The organism is Clostridium aceticum, assembly GCF_001042715.1.
Taxonomy (GTDB): domain Bacteria; phylum Bacillota; class Clostridia; order Peptostreptococcales; family Natronincolaceae; genus Andreesenella; species Andreesenella acetica.
The window spans coordinates 104,509-122,077 of record NZ_CP009687.1 but is presented as its reverse complement, the minus strand read 5'-3'; the positions used below and the strand labels follow the sequence as shown (position 1 = coordinate 122,077).

The window sequence follows — 17,569 nt, the reverse complement described above, 5'->3', positions numbered from 1 at the left end:
CCATGCAGTCTCCTGCATGGCTTTTTTTCACCTCTTTTCTATATTTTTTTATTCCAGGCCCTTCTTCCGTTAATTTTTCTAAAACCCTCTCAAAATTTCAGCTAAATGCTGTAAAATTTTCTTTGTTTTTTCACCTACGCTGCCTTAAAAATTTTGGTTACCAGTACCGTCATATCATCCTTTACTTTATTATTATTTAAGTGCAGCGCCTTTTCTAAGATTCTATCCGCTAAGTCTTGGGGATTTCTTGTTTCTACGCTGGCCAAGAATTCCTCCAACCACTGTTCTCCTTCTTCTTTATTCACCTCCAATATACCGTCCGAAACCATAATGATCAAGTCTCCATCTTCTATATTTTGCACATTTTCATTATATTGGATATCTTTTAGAATCCCTATCGGCAAAGTAGAAGAATGTATTGTCTCTATGGTTGTTTGATTTCTTTTGATAAAGCTTTGTGCACCTCCAATTTTAACAAAGTCTGCTTTTCCTTTACATAAATCTATTAAGGCCATATCTAACGTTGAAAAGATTTCTTCCGATGATTTCAACATCAACATTGAATTAATGGTCTTTATCGCCACCTCCCGATCAAATCCTGTTTCCATCATTTTTTCCAGCATTGTAATTGTAGCACTTGATTGACGATGGGCTTTATCTCCTGTGCCCATGCCATCGCTTATAGCCGTTAAGTATTGATTGTCCTTGATATCCATAAAGGTGTAGGTATCCCCCGATAAAAGATTTCCTGACTTCGTCATCTTAGCAACTTTTGTGACGGCGGTATACTGATTAGCCTTCACCAAAGTGAAGCTACAGCCCTCTCCATCCCTCTGATAACTACAGGTACCGGGTTTTTTTACAAGTTTACTGCCAACTGCTTCAGAAATAACTGGTATGAAGTTGTTCGTACAGCTCTCTCTATGATAACAAGGGTTTTTCTCTATCGTAATTTCTAGGTTACCCCCTTGGTGATTAGTAACCATGATATTTTTTACCGATAGACCTGCCTTATCTAAGGCTACATACAAATCATTCTCCAAATCTATATCAAAGGTAGTTTCGCCACTTAAATCCTTTGCCATCTGTCGGATTACCTCTGATACACCGTGAAACTGCTCCCCTACTAAATGTCTATTTTCAATAAACTGTTGTTTCCATGTCATATCTAAGTAGCTTAATTGGTAAAGATGTGTCATTTTTTCTACTACTTGTTCAGAATGAATACAACGTTTTCGAATTTCTTCTGGTAGTGCTTCCACTTCTATGTTGTCTCGAGTTTCTATCAAGACCAATAGATCTGCCATACTTTGGTACGTGGTATTAAAATTCTTTTCCCAACAACTTCTCTTCATGCCACACTTGTAACAAGTATGATTTGCCACCTCTTGAATGAGGTTAGTTAAATCATCTCTTTCGAAAATCTCGTATTTATCTGAAACCTTTTCGAAGGTTGCCGCCAACTCGTGAAACGCACTAGAAAACTCCATGAGTTTTTCATAGGTTTGCTTTTTCATCCTCTCACTGTGGCTTTGATCAGCATAAATGATACTTTTTGGATTGTTTGTAAATTTTTCTAATTGTTCAATCCAGGCTGCTGGCAACAGGAGGAATAAAGCAAAAGCTAAAAACACTTCTCTAAATTGAATAAACACCTCATAATAACCATTAATATAGAAGGTTAAAATCGCATTACCCATCAAAAACCCCAGGCCTGTCCCAAGTTTTCCTGTATCTTTAAAGATTCCTGCTAATAAGCCTGAAAACCCAAAGATCCCTATAATCACTGGCGGTGTACCAGCGATGGACATACTAGTAATCAATCCCAAAGTAACCCCAACTGATGCCCCTACAGCTGTCCCCCCATTATATGCAAATAAAATGGTTAGAAGGATGGCTATACTATTTTTCAAAGATAGGTCAAGGATGCTTACTTCTTGAATACCGGTTAGGCCGATGGCCATTAATATGGCTACACAAATAATTTCTTCTGTAGATAAAATTTTGCGACTTCTACTCTCTGTAATAATGGGCAAGGCATAGGATGAAATATATACAGTAACAAAAATCACCAAAGCCTCAAAACTAACCATCATTACATCATAAAGATAAAAGTTTTGAAAACTTAAAGCAATAGTGCCTACTGTAAGGTAAACAAATCCGCTGATGAAGGCAGCCTTTAAAGTCTTCACTTTTCTTAGGTCTAATACATAGTGGAATAGCAAGTAAATAATTCCTAATGTAATACCGTAGGGAATACTTTCATAGACGCCTTTAATCGTCATAACGCCTAGTAATGTAGTAATCCCTAAAGATGCATATTTTCTATCTTTGTGACTGAAGGCTGCAAAGAAACCTATACCAAAAGGAGTGAGTCCTTGAAGGATTCCTGCCCTACCTAATAAAAAAGCCATCATATTTAATAGAATTAGTTTTTTGTTCAAAGATGTAAGTATCGATTTTTTTTCTCTACTCAAGTGTACCGGTAGTACCGTCGGCTTTTCTGCCATAGATTATCCCCCCAATTTAAAACTAAGATTAAGAAACTGAAGTTTCTAGTGTGTGGTTAGGGTTATTTTATCAGAGAATTCTTAAAAGATTTGTCAAGAATAGGGGATTCTCTTTAAAAAACTTTAGACAATTACTTTGATGATTTTGACAAAAAAGTTGAAATATATGGTGGGTATTACAAGATCAAAGCACTATAGGCGGAAGATCAGTTAAGAAAAGACATGTTTTTTTGACGAAGTCTTGTGGTTTGTGAAGAAAAGTTTTACGTATAAAAAATTGCAACCTGCTATAAAATAGTAAGTTGCAATTTTTCATGAACTAATCCCTCTAAATTATCGTATTCACTGACAATAATAGAAGGTATCGTTAAACTTTTCATAATGACTTGTAAAATCGTTACTCCTGCTACAATAATATCTGCTCTCTTAGGATGGATTCCTTTTAGCTTTCTTCTTTCTTCTATTGTAAGGACCGCCAGTTTTTCTTTGATTGTATCAATATCCTCTATACACAAAGAATAGTTGTGGACCTTCTCCATATCGTAGGGATCTAGTTCTTGGTGCAGGGCTGCCAGCGTGGTAATGGTTCCCCCTATACCTATTAGTTGTGTTATCTTTTTTCTTTTAAATCTCTCTATAGCGGCTTGAATTTCTTTTTGGATGGCTTCCTCTAAAGCTTCTCCTTCTCCAACCCTCTCCGTCATTCTAACAGCACCTACGTTTTCGCTAATGAGTTCTTGTAAATTTATACCTTGTCCTAAGATAAACTCTGTGCTGCCTCCCCCTATATCTATCACAAGGGTTTCTTGATCTAGGTACTCTAGACCCATCAGTACACCTCTATATCCCATTTCTGCCTCTTGCTTTCCCGTTAGTATTTCTATAGTGATGCCTGTCTTATCAAAAGCAGCCTGAACAAAGTCTCTGCCATTCTTAGCATCCCTTACGGCACTGGTGGCAATAGCAAAAATCTTTTCTGCTTGGTATGCTCTAGCCTTCTTTACAAAATCTTCAAAAGCTTGAAGATTTCTTTCCATACCTTCTTTTGTAATAAGACCCTCTTGGTCTACCGCTTGGCCTATGCGGGTGGTATTGATTTCTTTGCTTCTATGTAAGATCCTGGTTCCTTCTACGTCTGCCAAAAGCAGTCGCATAGAATTGGTACCAATATCAATCGCAGCATATTTTTTCATTTTTTCCTCCTATACATCATAGGGACAACGCCATCGTTTTGCCTTCGGTCCTGTACTAGCCTTTGGCAACACTGGAAGCATCAATCTGTCCCAGAACTGTCACCCTGAGGGTAGCGAAGAATGACAAAAACACGACTACGGCTAGTTTTCACGCAGTCTGCTATCCCTATAATTCCGCTATATAATCAAATGATTTCGTCGTATAAAAAAAGCCAGGTTCTCCCCTGGCGGTTGTTTTATATTTTATTTCTAAACCCATTGCCTCTTCGACCATTGGCCTTGGTTTTAGCTTTTAGGACTTGCATCTTTTCTTCGCTGTCCTTCATAAATCTGCTAATCTTATCGTCAAAGGTCATTCTGGTGGAGTCATCCTCCTTTATACTCCAATCTACTTCTGCAGGTCTAACGGACTTTTTATTTTGTGCAGCAGCTTGTCGAATAGATAGGCTGATTTTTCCATCCTTACCAATAGATAATACCTTTACCTTTACTTTTTGCTTATCCTTTAGATAATCATGAATATTTTTTACGTAATCATCTGCAACCTCTGAAATGTGCACTAATCCCGTTTTACCTTCTCCAAGATCAATGAAAGCACCAAAGTTTGTGATACCTGAAACTGTGCCTTCTATAATCTTACCTTCCTCTACCAGCATAAAAGTAATCTTCCTCCTTGAACAATTGATTTGCAAATCAAATGATTGTAATTTGCCATTTATATTATATCAGATTCTATGTAATGACTCAAGTAGAGAAATTTTATTTTTACTGTTGTCCAATATCTATAATAAGTATTTCATCCGTCCCAATCATTTTCAACTGCTGTCTTGCTATTTTTTCTATATACTCGTCATCATTACTGATTTCTAGCTGTTGCTGTAGGCTCTCAATATCTCTTTGGATTCCTTCTATCTGCTGTACATAGTTGATCTCCTGTTGCTCTAACCAGTTCATTTCCTGTTTTTGCTGGTACAACGTAATGGCCATGTAGCAACCTACTAGACATAATATACCTATCCCTATTTGTTTGGTTTTATTTCTCCTCTTTTTCTTCTGCACAACAACACCCCTTATTTACTTTTTCTTAAAATAGGTAGAGATGTTTTTCTTCGTTCTTTCCATCATTCTCCCCGGCAGTTTAAAATATTTCTTTGTCTTATAGTATATAGGCTTTGTTTTCCTTTTGCAATAGGAACAAGGTACCTCTATTAGACATAATCCTACATGAAAAGGATAGATAATGATTTGGTAAAGGTCATATAAGAAGCGTTTTATTGCTCTTAGCAAAAGAAGTATACCTTTTACAACAATATGGCTTAAGAGGAAGGTATAGGTGGCAGCACCTATTAAAAAACCTAGAAAATTATAAAACCTTAGAGCTCCTTGATTGCTAATAATCAGTACATAAAAAGCCACAATAGCTATAATGAGCCAAAAAAGAAAATCCTGTATTAAAGTGGCGATTTTTTTTGGATGAAAAATCCTTCTAAAGATTTTATAGAGATCGTATATAAATCCGATTAAAATTCCTCCGTAGATAGTGGCCAGCAGTATATAGGTTTCTTGTGATATGGAAATCATCATTTCACCGCCTTATAAATTGATAATTAAGAACTCATAGTTATTATATTCTTTTATAGCTTGTTTGGTGACTATCCCTCAATAAAAAAACTGCCGATGATTTTATCGGCAGTTATTTAAAAATCTTATTAAAGAAACCTGAGCTTTTAGCTGTTAAGGAATCCCGACTGCTATAAGTCATAGCATGGACGGTACCAGTGATAGATACCTGCCCTTCCTCTAGGTTTAGTTTTTTTACGTCCAATTCCTCTCCCTTGATGGTAATCACTCCTGCTATGGTTTCCACTACGATTAGCTCACTGTTAAAAGTATTGACATGCTCCACTCCAGAAACCGATAACTTTTCTCTATTTTCTAATATAAGGCTGTGGCCTTTAATGCGATTGGTTTTTCGTTCTTCCATCATATTCACCTACCTTTGGCTTAAGATGCTTTTCTCTTAATTTATGTGTATTCCAAAGGATTCGTCCATTATGTATAAAATATTTTAAATATTGCAATCAGTGTCATCCTAGGGATAGCGAAGGATCTTATCATCAGTGCTATTAATTAAGATCCTTCAGTTCCTTCAGGATGACAAAGCCTTCATTAGCTGTTGCTATGATTATCTAGTGAAAAATCAACAATAGTACTTAATAGAGGCTAAATAATAAAAGCCGCAAAAGCGGCTTTTATTCCCATAATTTAATAACTTCTATATCTTTAAAATAGTGTTTTACGATTTCTTCTGCATTTCTTCCTTCTTCAGCCATTTGGTAAGCACCCCACTGGCTCATACCAACACCATGACCATACCCTGTGCCGGTGAAGGTCACTTGATCTCCTTCGACGGAGATATCTTGTAGTTGATTGGATTTCATTCTTGTGCTGCCTAGGGCTAATCTAAAGGCTGGTCCTATAACAACCGCTTCTCCTATCTGCAGTTTATAAGCTCTTCCAGAGGGACCTGCTTCTACCACTTCAATACTGTCAAAATCTCCTGGCTCCTGACCTGTAGTCTGAACAGCTTGAATAACCTCTGCCTTTGTGAAGGTTTCACTCCAGTTGACATCATCCTCTGGTGCTTCCTCTGAGTCTGGGGATTCAACAGAATGAATATAAGGGGGATCTTCACCATCTAAACCTAAACCTTCTACAGCCATAGCTGTTTGTCCTGCTGCATGGGCATGAAACCATGCTTTAATATACTCATTGTTATGTACAGCCACTTGTCCCCTCGTATCGTTGACAGCTTGTATAATTCTCTCATTGATCCCTTCCTCATTCCATGCTTGAGCTTCTTCAATATCTGTAGATACATCTGCTCCCTCGTACTTTGAACCTCCCATGTCTGCAACAAATTCCATAACATAGGTCCTAGCCAAAATAGCTTGAGCCTTTAAGGCCTCCATTGGCCAATCATTTTGCATCTCTCCTGCCAATACCCCTGGCAGATATTCTTCAAAATCCATTTCCCTAGACTCTCCTGTTTCCACGATATGCACTGTTAGTCTAGGCTCCTGTCCTTCACCCTGACTAATAGATTCTGGAATTTCAGGGGTTTCCTCTGTTTGTTGAGGTGTTTCTTCTGTATCAGGTCCTTCAGGACGCCTTTCTACACGGCAGCCTGCTAAAGACAGTACTAGTATAATCGCCAATAACAATACTCCTAATTTCTTTAATCTCTTCATAGGAATCCTCTCCTTATCAAAAATTCTCTGAGTTTTCAAGCTGTAGATGTGATTAGTATTTGAAATAAAAGGAATTCCTATACAAATTTTTCGATAACATCTTCGAACATACGTTCTTTTTGTTATTTAAAGTTACTATAATTGTGGTATAATATGCCTATCCTCCATGAAAGGAGGTGAACACAATTGTCCCATCAACCAAAAGACAAGCTAGAGTACATAGTAAAGTTTATTACAACCATCGCAGCTCTCATTACAGCAATAGCTACTTTAATTCACACTTTAAGGTAACAAAAAGAAAAACAGGTGCCCACCACCTGTTTTTCTTATGAATACAATCGTCCCATCTTTTTACTACAAATATTCTTTATTAATTATAATATACCATTTTCTATTCTATTATGCAATAAAACTACGTTTTTTACTCTATCAACCGAAACATTTCCTTCGCTTCATCTTTTTTCACATGTTCAGAAATCTGTGTGATCTCTGCCCTTAGGGAACGGTCACCAAATTGTATCTCTATTTCATCTCCTATTGCTACCTCTGTCCCTGGCTTAGCTGTTTTCCCGTTGATAAAAACCCTGCCCTTCTCACATGCTTCTTTGGCTACTGTTCTTCGCTTAATGATTCTTGAGACTTTAAGATATTTATCTAGACGCATTTAGTTTTGCTCCCCTCCACTATAACACCAAAAATAAAAATCAGGGATAGCCCTGATTTTTATTAATCGTTCATTTTTTCTTTTAATGTTTTTCCTGCTTTAAAAACAGGAGCTTTTGAAGCTGGGATATCTATCACTTGTTCAGGGTTTCTTGGATTTCTTCCTTGTCTTGGCTTTCTTTCTCTTACATCAAAGGTTCCAAACCCTACAAGTTGCACTTTATCTCCTTCTACCAATGCCTCTTCTACACTTTCCATAAAAGCATTCAGTGCTAGTTCAGCATCCTTTTTAGTTAGTTGGCTTTTTTCAGCTATTCTTGCCACTAATTCAGCTTTATTCACTTAAACTACCTCCTTCGTATTTTAAAGTACGTATAGCATATTCTCTGCAAATTTCTAAAATCCTTTTTTTTTAACAATATTACCCACATTTTTTCAGCTTTTTTGCTTTGCTTCCTCCCATAATAAATCCATTTCTTCTAAAGTCATCTTCTCTAAAGATTTTCCTGTTTTAGCTGCTGCTGCTTCTATGTACTGAAACCTATTAATAAATTTTCTACAGGTAGCGCTTAAGGCGTCTTCTGGATTTACCTTTAAAAACCTAGTTAAATTTACCACTGCAAAAATCAAATCACCTGCTTCTTCTTTGATTTTATCAGCATCTTTGGCTTCCTCAGCTTCTAGGACTTCTTGTAATTCTTCCTTCACCTTATGAACAACATCCTCTAGCTTGTCCCAGTCAAAGCCAACGTTAGCTGCCTTTTTCTGAACTTTTTCTGCCTTTAACAATGCTGGTAGTTCTTTGGGGATTTTTGTCATAGAATCTGCTATACTTTTAATTTGTTTTTCTTGTTGTTTTTGTTGTTCCCAAGTTTGTATGGCTTCTTTCGAAGTATCTGCTTTTTCTCCTTTAAAAACATGAGGATGTCTAAAAATCAGTTTTTCACAAATACCTCTTACTACATCTTCCATGGTGAAAACGTCTCTTTCCTTGGCAATTTGACTATGAAATATTACCTGCAGCAGTAAATCTCCTAATTCCTCCTCCAGTAGTATATCATCTTTTTGATCGATGGCCTCTAGTACTTCATAGCTTTCTTCTATGAGATAGGGCTTTAGACTATCATGAGTTTGCTTAATATCCCAAGGACAGCCTTCTTTACTTCTTAATATTTCCATTATTTCCACCAAATTATTCACATTATAGTATTTTTTTTGTTCTATGTCAATCCCTGGTATATAAAGACTTGTGAGATAATCGATCCAATCTAAGCGGTCTAACATATAAAGAGGGACCTTTTCTATCCTCTGAAATTCAGTAATACCCGCGTTTTTTACTACAAAAATCTCCTGTTCATCGTCATAATAGTTCATCAGTCTTAATTTCACATCAGAAGCAATCAGAGGATCATAAACTTGGGTGATAATATTAGCAATGTTTGTGTCTGGCTGTTGCTTGTCTAGCTGCAACCCGTCCAATAGTTTAAATCCGCCAATAGGATCTATCTCTAGCGCCATAAACATAGCATCTATAAAGCTCATGGCAGGGTATACAACCTTTTTTATTCCTTCTTCTTTCTTGCAGGCCTCTGTCAACATTTGTACTGTGTGTTCTGCCACATAAGGATGTCCAGGTACAGCATAAAGTATATCCTCTTCCTTTGCCTTTTTCACAAGATCATCTACAATAAATTGGTATACTTCTTGAAAATTTTCTTTTTCCTCATAAACAGCATCGAAGGTTTTGTACTGTATGCCTTCTTCTTTTAAATTAGCTACTACAGGATGTTTTTCTGTCCTTAGGTATACTTCCTTATGCTGTTTCATGGCTGTTAGTGCAGCTAAGGTTAAATGTTCTTTCCCTCCCGGTCCTAGTCCTACGATAGTAAGTTTAGCTATTTTAATCACTCCCTTCTTAAATATAAAGTTAAGGTTTAACTTTAACCTCGTTCTTACTTCATGAGCTTTAACTTATGAAATAACTTTAATAGTTTTCCTCCGCCTGGTACTAGGTCAAAGTCTTCTTCGATAATGGTTCTTGTTTTTAAAAGCATCATGCCATAAACAGCTGCTCCTATAGCGATAGATACCATTGTAGAGAGACTATTACCAAGAAAACCATTTAACTGTCTATAGAGAATGAAAACAACAGCCCCCATTACTGTCACTGATAAAATAGGTTTTAAAATGAACTGTTTAGGTTCGAAAATAACTCCGGTTTCTTTTTTCACTGCAATAAAGTTTAAAAGAAATGCTGCGAAATAAGCTATGACGGTTCCTATCGCTGCACCTTTTACGTTTAAAGCAGGAATTCCTACCAAAGTATACGTAGTGATAAACTTAAAACCAGCTCCCACCATAAGGTTTCTAACGGGAATGTCAGGTTTTCCTAACCCCTGTAATACACCTGTCAAAGCTTGTAAGGGTGCTAAAAAAGTCACGGCAAAGGCTAGAAACAGAAGTATTCTACCTATCGTAGCTGGCTCTCTAGGATAAAGCATTGCCATAATTGGTGTAGATAATACTGCTAGGCCTACAGAAGCTGGCAAACCAATCAGCAAAGCTACCCGAAGGGCTGATTGTATGTCTTTTCTTGTACTATCCCAATCATTTTGAGCTACTGATTCTGAAATAACTGGTACAATACTGGTGGCCAATGCTAATGTCAATACTTGAGGTAAATTTACTAGTGCCGTTGCCATCCCCTGGAGCTGTCCATATAAGCTGTTTGCTTCTTGATAGCTAAAACCAGTGGCCTGCAGTCTTCTCAATACAATAAAAGTGTCCAGCATATTAATGAGTGGCATTACAGCCGCTCCTATAGCAATAGGAATAGCAATTCTTAAAAGTCTTTTAATAATTTGTTGATGGGTTTCTTCTACAGCATCAACAGCTTGTCCTTCTAAAGGGAGAATGTTATTTTTCCTTTTTTTATAAAGGAATGTCATCATTCCTAGTGCAGAAGCAGCACCTACGGAGGCACCAAAAGCAGCTCCACCGGCAGCATAGGTTACACCTAAACGGTTTAAAAAAATATAGGCTAAAGAAAAACCAAACAATACTCTTGCCGCCTGTTCTACTACTTGAGAAACAGCAGTAGGCGTCATATCCCGCATACCTTGGAAATAACCTCTAAAGGCAGCTAAAACAGCAACAAAAAACACTGCTGGTGCCAGTGCCACCACTGCATAGTAAGCGTTTGGACTCTCAAACACATTGTTTACTAAAAAAGTGGTTAGCAGCGCTAAAGCCACTGAGCCTACAGCCCCTAAGCCTAATAATAAATAGAAGGATGTCTTAAAAACCTTATGGGCCCCTTGATAATCTGCTCTTGCTCTCTTTTCTGATACTAATTTGGATATAGCTGTAGGAAACCCAGCAGCAGTAAAAGCTAACAGAAAGTTATAAACCGTATAGCCTACTTGGTAGTAGCCCATACCTTCAGATTCAATAATATAACCCAAGGGGATTCTAAAAAATGCTCCCATTACTTTTACAATCATTCCTGCTGCCCCTAAAATAACTGCCCCCTTTAAAAAGGTATCTTTCTTCATATTCATTCCTCCACAATAATATAGAATCTATTTTCCCCTCACTAATTCACAAAGATTGTCCTTCCTTTTGTCTTCCATCCTCGCTATAACTCTGTGAAGGTTACCTATAGCCCCTTGTTTCCTAATTGATTATAGCAGACTTTTACTAAAAAAAACAGCCCCGACATTGCGGAGCCTTAACGCTTACTGTTCCATTTGTTTTGATAAAAAAGCTGCAGCTGTAGTAGCTATCTTTTTCTCAACTTCTCCCATGTTAGAGCCCTTTGTCTTTGAACAAATAATTACTGTTCCTATAGGGTCTCCTTGTGTAACAATAGGAGCAATCACTTGGGCTGTATAGTCCCCTTCCTCCCCTTCATCAGAGGCAATCGGATACATTTGTTCTCCTTCGTTAAATAATGCGGCTTCCCTTTCTTCCATCATTTTCTCTAAAGCTTTACTGATACGTTTTTCTAAATATTCTTTTTTAGAATGTCCTGCCACTGCTATAATTGTATCTCTATCAGTTATAATTGCAATGTGACCTAAAGCTTCTTGTAAGGACTCTGCATATTCTGTAGCAAATTCACTTAATTCTCCTATAGGGGAATACTTTTTTAATATAACCTCCCCTTCTCGATCCGTAAATATTTCAAGAGGATCTCCTTCTCTGATCCTAAGAGTTCTTCTGATTTCTTTGGGAATTACTACTCTGCCTAAGTCATCTATACGTCTTACTATTCCTGTAGCCTTCAATACTATTCCCTCCTAATGTTAGAGTAAAATTTTAGTGTAATCATAGTATTTTACCAATCTTTGTTTTTTATTCATTGGAAGGATTTACTTTTTTATATAAAAAAAGCAGGTAGCCTTCATACCTGCTTTTATCTATAATTCTTCCCTTTTGTTAATTTCTGCCTTTTCTATCAATGCACTAACATGTTCTTGATATTCTTGATCTTTTAAAAATTCCATTAAATACACTTTAATATCTTCATATTCTTGCATTTCGCGAATAACATCTTCCACCAAAATAATATGATAGCCGTGTCTCGTCTCCACAATACCGCTTATTTCCCCTGGTTCTAGAGAAAAAGCAGCTTCTTCAAACTCTGGTAGCATATCTCCTCTTTGGAAGTAACCTAAGTCGCCTCCCCGGTCTGCTGCCCCTGGCTCGATAGAATACAGTGCCACCAAGTCGATAAAGTCTTCTCCTTGATCTATTTTTTGCAAAATCTCTTCAGCGGTAGTCTGCTCCTCTACAAGAATATGTCTTGCACTTACCTCCTCCTGCATAAAGAAGGATGGGTTATTCTTGTAGTAGGTTTGTGCAGCTTCTTCTGTGATTTCAAGGTTTTCTATGAAAAAATCTCTATATTTATGAAGGATGATATCTTTCTCGATCTGTTGTTTCATATAGGCTTCGTCTATATTATTTTCCTCTGTAAATTGTTGAAAGGTCTCATTTTGATCCTTAAAAACCTCATACGGTCCATAGGCTGCTAGTATTTCCTCTTCTGTTGCTGTAATGCCAGCTTTCTTTGCTTCCTGAAGAATCACTTCATCTGAAACAATCTTATCTAGAAGTCCTTTTTTTATAGAATCCAAAAGGGTTATTCCTGTACCAGTATCTTGTGTTAGTATTTCTCGTCCAAATTGTGCTTCATAGCTCATTCTTTGTAGAGCTAAGGTTTTTTCAAATTCTGCCATAGATATGCTGGTACCATTTACCACTGCTACAGCATCTTGTGGTATTTTAGACGTACTAGAACATCCTACAAAGAATAAAGTCATCATAAGTACAACAACAATTATCCCCATAGGCTTTCTACAGTTTTTTATTAAACCCATTTTTTATTCACTTCCCTTCTGTCTATCTTTTATTATACCTAACTAGCAACTTTTTTTAAACCACTAATTTTTTCTATTAAACCCTTTAAATCTAACAACACTTTATATTGGTCCTGTGTTTGTATCTTGTAGGTAATATACGGCTGTTGGCCTCCATGAATGGTAACCTTCCATCGATATCCCTCCATAACCTCAGCAACATTTTCTGGTCTTAATACCTTAGCCTCCTTAAACTGAATACGAATATTTTTCTCTTTTTGAGAAATATATTGGACTTTTAAGCTTTTTGCCAAAGCCTTAATATAAGAAATCAGCAACAAATTTCTTACACTAAGAGGTATATCTCCAAATCGATCCTCTATCTCCTCTTCAATGGCGTATAAATCTTCTTCATCGCGAATAGAAGCTATTTTTTTATAAATTTCTATCTTATGACTTTGATTAGCAATATATTTTTCTGAGATATAGGCATCTACATTCAGCTCCATCATGGTATCTTCATACTTCTCTATCTTTTCTCCCTTCAGTTCTCCTACCGCCTCTTCCAATAGTTTTACATAAAGATCATAGCCAATAGAGGCCATATGTCCATGTTGTTCCGAGCCTAATAGATTCCCAGCCCCTCGTATCTCCAGGTCCCTCATAGCAATTTTGAACCCCGAACCAAACTCGGTAAATTCCTTAATAGCTTTTAGTCGTTTTTCTGCCACCTCTGATAAAATTTTGTCTTTTTCATATAACAAGTAAGCATACCCTTGGCGGTTAGACCTTCCTACTCTACCCCTTAATTGGTACAACTGAGAAAGCCCTAGACGATCTGCATCCTGTATAATAATGGTATTTACATTGGCGATATCTAAACCTGTTTCTATGATGGTGGTACATACCAGTACATCATACTCACCATGATAATACTCCAGCATCAACTTTTCCAGTTGTCTCTCACTCATTTGACCATGGGCTACCCCTACCCTAGCCTGTGGTACAAAGTTCCCTAGTTTTGCTGCAATTTGGTGAATTCCCTGTACCCGATTATAAACATAGTAAACCTGCCCTCCTCTAGCCATCTCTCTTATAAGGGCATCTGCAATGAGGGCTTCGTTATAGGTGGCTACATAGGTTTGTACAGGAAATCTTTCCTCTGGTGGATCTTCGATTACACTCATGTCTCTTACCCCAATCATAGACATATGCAGGGTTCTTGGGATAGGTGTAGCGGTTAAAGTCAGCACATCTACAGCCTTTTTTAGCTGCTTTAAAGCTTCTTTGTGTTTTACTCCAAAACGCTGCTCTTCGTCTACAATCAGTAGCCCTATATCTTTGAAAGCAACATCCTTTGACAGGAGTCTATGGGTACCAATCAAAACATCTATGTTTCCTGTCCGAACATTCTCTATGGTATGCTTTTGCTGGGTAGGTGTCCTAAAACGACTTAACATCTCTACCGTTACAGGAAAGCCTGAAAAACGTTCTTTAAAGTTGTTATAATGCTGTTGGGCTAATATGGTGGTGGGTACTAAAACCGCCACCTGCTTACCATCCATAACAGCCTTAAAAGCACCTCTTATCGCTACCTCTGTTTTCCCATACCCAACGTCTCCACATAGTAATCGATCCATAGGTCTCTCTTTTTCCATATCTCTCTTTACTTCTTCTATGCACTTTAGCTGGTCCGGCGTTTCTTCATAGGGAAACAAATATTCAAACTGTTTTTGCCAATCAGTATCTGGGGCAAAAGCATAGCCTTTACTCTTCTCTCTTTCTGCATAGAGCTTTAAAAGGTCCTTGGCCATATCTTCAATAGCTTTTTTTGCCTTCGCCTTTGTTTTAACCCATTCTGTGCCTCCTAGCTTATTGAGTTTGGGCACCTTATCGTCAGCACCTATATATTTTTGTATTAGGTCCATTTGATCTGTGGGAAGATAGAGATTATCTTCTCCAGAGTAACGAATTTTTAGATAATCTTTTTTCACACCCTCTACCTTTAGTTCCTCAATACCTATATATTTTCCTATACCATGTCCTTCATGAACCACATAATCTCCTACCTGCAAATCAATAAAAGATTTTATAGGTGCTGTATCTTTTCTTGCTGATTTTTGTTTTTTCTTTTTATGAGCACCGTATATTTCATAGTCCGTAAAAAGAATATATTTTACATCTACATATTCAAAGCCCCTGTGAAGATTTCCTTGAAGGATGATGACTTTACCAGCATAAGATTCATCTATTCTATCCTGCACAAGAAAACTGGCTAATATCCCTTCCTCTCTGATGGTCTCTAATAGCTTCATGGCTTTTTCTTTTGTGGTGGTAACAATTCGAATCGTATAACCTTTTTGCTGTAGAGACTTTATTTCCTTTGTGAAAAGGTTTATCTTTCCATAAAAAGATTGTACCGGCCTAGAGATAAAGTTAATAATTTTCTTAGGCATGATATCTGGATGGTTTTTCGGTAAAAGACTAGAAGTTACCAAGGAACGATTTTTTAATTTTTCCAGAATTTCTTCATAGGTAAATAAAAGGTGTGCCTGATTAGGTAAAACTTCCCCCCTTTCTAAAAGAGTCTTAAAGTTCTCTCTGAATTCTTCCCAATATCCTTTAATTTTTTCTTTCCCTCGATCTGGTTCATCTAGAATGATGATGGCATCCTCCGCAAGATAGTCTATTAAGGAGGCACTTTTTTCATAGATATAGGGTAAAAAACGTTGTATTCCTTTAAAGTTACCAAAATTAGAAAACTTTTCTACTACTTCTGCTATTTTTTTCTGTAGTTTTTCTCCTGTAACAGTATCCAACTTTTTTAAAGTGTTTTTCAATTCCTGTGTTAGTCGAGGAATCGTCTTTTCATAATGATTCGCTTCTATGATGATCTCTATCGCTGGATAAACTTTTACTTCTTCAATTTTGTCTATGGACTTTTGTGTTTCTACTTCAAAGTGTCGAATAGAGTCTACTTCATCGTCAAAGAGTTCAATTCGAAGAGGATTTTCCTCTGAAGGAGGAAAAATATCAATAATACCTCCTCTAGTACTAAACTGTCCCTTTGTATCTACTCTCTCTACCTTCTCATAGCCTTGTAAAACAAAACTTTTCATTATCTCTTGCAGTTGAATACGTTGTCCTACCGTAAAGGTGTGTTGATATTTTTTATAGATATCTACAGGAGTAAGTTTTAACAATAAAGCTTCAATAGAAGCTACCACTACGCAAACTTCTCCCCTCGCCAGTTTATTTAAAGCTTTTATTCTTTCTTCACTTACTTCTTCACTTGTGGCTTCTACATCATAAAATACAATATCCTTTGTAGGAAAAAAGCTTGCCTGATCCTCAAGGTAAAACTTTAAATCTTGATGGATTTGTTGTGCTTCTATCTCACTATAGGTTAGTAAACAAATCTGTCGTCCTAGTCCTTCATAAAGGCTATAGGTAACATGACCCCTCTGAGAATCATCTAGTCCATGAAGGCTTATAGAAGACCTTTCTTCTCTTAAAATTTGTGCTAACTGCATATATTGTAGTGAATTTTCTAATGGTGATAATAGTACATTTTTTTTCATGCTTTGCACCCGCTTTTACAATTTTTTAACTACATACCAGTTCCATCCGCTGTGAAATATCCAAGATACTAGTATAGCTATAAAGCCAAATTTTGTTTTCGTATAGGTTAAGTAAGTAACCATGCCAAAAAAGCTATGACTTAGAATACTAGCCACAGCAGCCCACTTCCCTATTTTTTTTGATGAGGTAAAAATATCGTAAATTCCTTCTATACAGCCAAAAATGAAATGGGTTCCTATAATATTGGTTTTAAGGAAAAAGGCAAAGGTGGTTTTTGCCATTTCCTCTAATAGAGGTACTAGAATTGTGAGACCTTCGTCTTGGAAGGATTTTAATATGACCTTATTACATAAATAAGCTAAAGCAGCGGATAATATGCCTGCTATAACAATCATGTTTTATTATAACGGTTCATTGCTAGGTCAATACCTTCTTCTACAATGGTCTCTACGGCTTCTACAGCCTTTTCAACAACTTCCCTCATCAAATTAATTTCTTCCTTGGGAAATCTTCCTAGTACATAGTCCGCTAGATCACCAAATTTTGGTTTTCCTATGCCAATTCTTACTCGTGGAAAGGCATCAGATTGCAGCTGATAAATAATAGACTTCATACCATTATGACTACCAGCGCTACCTTTTTGTCGGATTCTAAGGGACCCCACTTCTATATCAATATCATCATAAATAACCACCAGATTTTTCGTGTCTACTTTATAAAATTCCATCATATCTCGAAGGCTTTCCCCACTTAAATTCATAAAGGTTTGAGGCTTTGCCAGTAAGACCTTTTTACCTCCCCAAAATCCTTCTCCGTAGAGGGCCTTATGCTTCAATTTGTTTACTTTTATATCATGACGATGGGCCAATAAATCTATGGCATCAAAGCCAATATTATGCCTTGTACCATCGTACTTTCTTCCGGGATTACCTAATCCTACAATAATGTGCATGATTCATAACCTCCTATGCACCTTTTCATTGAATGAAGGTTATTCCTCTATTCAA

The 17,569-nt window shown here is 36.9% G+C and carries 16 protein-coding genes; all 16 read right to left on the bottom strand.

The window, feature by feature from the left end; all coding sequences use genetic code 11:
* Positions 1-134 precede the first annotated feature (134 nt).
* The 16 genes from spoIIE to pth all read right to left on the bottom strand — a co-directional run bounded on the left by spoIIE (position 135) and on the right by pth (position 17,514).
* Complete coding sequence (gene spoIIE, locus CACET_RS00595; RefSeq protein ID WP_044824631.1) at positions 135-2,510, bottom strand: stage II sporulation protein E; 2,376 nt, start codon at positions 2,508-2,510, stop codon at positions 135-137.
* A gap of 287 nt (positions 2,511-2,797) precedes the next feature.
* Positions 2,798-3,703 carry a Ppx/GppA phosphatase family protein gene (locus CACET_RS00590; protein ID WP_044824630.1) on the bottom strand — a complete coding sequence of 302 codons (906 nt, stop codon included), beginning with the start codon at positions 3,701-3,703 and terminating at the stop codon, positions 2,798-2,800.
* A 236-nt stretch (positions 3,704-3,939) separates the two neighbouring features.
* Positions 3,940-4,359, bottom strand: a complete 420-nt coding sequence (locus CACET_RS00585) for a S1 RNA-binding domain-containing protein (RefSeq protein ID WP_044824629.1) — start codon at positions 4,357-4,359, stop codon at positions 3,940-3,942.
* 109 nt (positions 4,360-4,468) lie between these two features.
* Positions 4,469-4,762, bottom strand: a complete 294-nt coding sequence (locus CACET_RS00580) for an FtsB family cell division protein (RefSeq protein ID WP_044824628.1) — start codon at positions 4,760-4,762, stop codon at positions 4,469-4,471.
* A 15-nt stretch (positions 4,763-4,777) separates the two neighbouring features.
* Complete coding sequence (yabQ, locus tag CACET_RS00575; protein WP_242846918.1) at positions 4,778-5,284, bottom strand: spore cortex biosynthesis protein YabQ; 507 nt, start codon at positions 5,282-5,284, stop codon at positions 4,778-4,780.
* 112 nt (positions 5,285-5,396) lie between these two features.
* Positions 5,397-5,687 carry a sporulation protein YabP gene (yabP, locus tag CACET_RS00570; RefSeq protein WP_044824670.1) on the bottom strand — a complete coding sequence of 97 codons (291 nt, stop codon included), beginning with the start codon at positions 5,685-5,687 and terminating at the stop codon, positions 5,397-5,399.
* A gap of 268 nt (positions 5,688-5,955) precedes the next feature.
* Positions 5,956-6,954, bottom strand: coding sequence for a SpoIID/LytB domain-containing protein (locus tag CACET_RS00565; protein ID WP_044824626.1), 999 nt, complete (start codon positions 6,952-6,954; stop codon positions 5,956-5,958).
* A gap of 421 nt (positions 6,955-7,375) precedes the next feature.
* Entirely contained in the window at positions 7,376-7,618 is a 243-nt protein-coding gene (locus CACET_RS00560) for an RNA-binding S4 domain-containing protein (protein WP_044824625.1), read from the bottom strand.
* A gap of 62 nt (positions 7,619-7,680) precedes the next feature.
* Positions 7,681-7,959, bottom strand: coding sequence for an HU family DNA-binding protein (locus CACET_RS00555; RefSeq protein WP_044824624.1), 279 nt, complete (start codon positions 7,957-7,959; stop codon positions 7,681-7,683).
* A gap of 93 nt (positions 7,960-8,052) precedes the next feature.
* Positions 8,053-9,525: a bifunctional methyltransferase/pyrophosphohydrolase YabN gene (gene yabN, locus CACET_RS00550; protein ID WP_341411268.1), complete on the bottom strand. Its 1,473-nt coding sequence runs from the start codon at positions 9,523-9,525 to the stop codon at positions 8,053-8,055.
* A gap of 44 nt (positions 9,526-9,569) precedes the next feature.
* Positions 9,570-11,171 (bottom strand): putative polysaccharide biosynthesis protein, encoded by a 1,602-nt coding sequence (locus CACET_RS00545; protein ID WP_044824623.1) that lies wholly within the window; start codon positions 11,169-11,171, stop codon positions 9,570-9,572.
* Between the two features lie 183 nt (positions 11,172-11,354).
* Positions 11,355-11,906 (bottom strand): stage V sporulation protein T, encoded by a 552-nt coding sequence (gene spoVT / locus CACET_RS00540; RefSeq protein WP_044824622.1) that lies wholly within the window; start codon positions 11,904-11,906, stop codon positions 11,355-11,357.
* A gap of 132 nt (positions 11,907-12,038) precedes the next feature.
* The gene (locus CACET_RS00535) at positions 12,039-13,001 is read right to left on the bottom strand and encodes a peptidylprolyl isomerase (RefSeq protein ID WP_052661374.1); all 963 of its coding nucleotides are present in this window, start codon (positions 12,999-13,001) and stop codon (positions 12,039-12,041) included.
* A 38-nt stretch (positions 13,002-13,039) separates the two neighbouring features.
* A complete protein-coding gene (gene mfd, locus CACET_RS00530) occupies positions 13,040-16,561 on the bottom strand; it encodes a transcription-repair coupling factor (RefSeq protein WP_044824621.1) in 3,522 nt (1,173 codons plus the stop codon).
* A 15-nt stretch (positions 16,562-16,576) separates the two neighbouring features.
* Positions 16,577-16,957 (bottom strand): hypothetical protein, encoded by a 381-nt coding sequence (locus CACET_RS00525; RefSeq protein WP_044824620.1) that lies wholly within the window; start codon positions 16,955-16,957, stop codon positions 16,577-16,579.
* Positions 16,954-17,514 carry an aminoacyl-tRNA hydrolase gene (gene pth, locus CACET_RS00520; RefSeq protein WP_044824619.1) on the bottom strand — a complete coding sequence of 187 codons (561 nt, stop codon included), beginning with the start codon at positions 17,512-17,514 and terminating at the stop codon, positions 16,954-16,956. Before pth ends, CACET_RS00525 begins: the two co-directional genes overlap by 4 nt.
* Positions 17,515-17,569: the final 55 nt, after the last annotated feature.

What these genes read in the sequence shown, in the direction of transcription:
- spoIIE (WP_044824631.1), bottom strand. Translation starts at nt 2,510, where the DNA reads ATGGCAGAAAAGCCGACGGTACTACCGGTACACTTGAGTAGAGAAAAA.
- mfd (WP_044824621.1), bottom strand. Translation starts at nt 16,561, where the DNA reads ATGAAAAAAAATGTACTATTATCACCATTAGAAAATTCACTACAATAT.
- CACET_RS00585 (WP_044824629.1), bottom strand. Translation starts at nt 4,359, where the DNA reads ATGCTGGTAGAGGAAGGTAAGATTATAGAAGGCACAGTTTCAGGTATC.
- CACET_RS00560 (WP_044824625.1), bottom strand. Translation starts at nt 7,618, where the DNA reads ATGCGTCTAGATAAATATCTTAAAGTCTCAAGAATCATTAAGCGAAGA.
- CACET_RS00590 (WP_044824630.1), bottom strand. Translation starts at nt 3,703, where the DNA reads ATGAAAAAATATGCTGCGATTGATATTGGTACCAATTCTATGCGACTG.
- CACET_RS00525 (WP_044824620.1), bottom strand. Translation starts at nt 16,957, where the DNA reads ATGATTGTTATAGCAGGCATATTATCCGCTGCTTTAGCTTATTTATGT.
- yabQ (WP_242846918.1), bottom strand. Translation starts at nt 5,284, where the DNA reads ATGATTTCCATATCACAAGAAACCTATATACTGCTGGCCACTATCTAC.
- pth (WP_044824619.1), bottom strand. Translation starts at nt 17,514, where the DNA reads ATGCACATTATTGTAGGATTAGGTAATCCCGGAAGAAAGTACGATGGT.
- CACET_RS00535 (WP_052661374.1), bottom strand. Translation starts at nt 13,001, where the DNA reads ATGGGTTTAATAAAAAACTGTAGAAAGCCTATGGGGATAATTGTTGTT.
- CACET_RS00545 (WP_044824623.1), bottom strand. Translation starts at nt 11,171, where the DNA reads ATGAAGAAAGATACCTTTTTAAAGGGGGCAGTTATTTTAGGGGCAGCA.
- CACET_RS00565 (WP_044824626.1), bottom strand. Translation starts at nt 6,954, where the DNA reads ATGAAGAGATTAAAGAAATTAGGAGTATTGTTATTGGCGATTATACTA.
- yabP (WP_044824670.1), bottom strand. Translation starts at nt 5,687, where the DNA reads ATGGAAGAACGAAAAACCAATCGCATTAAAGGCCACAGCCTTATATTA.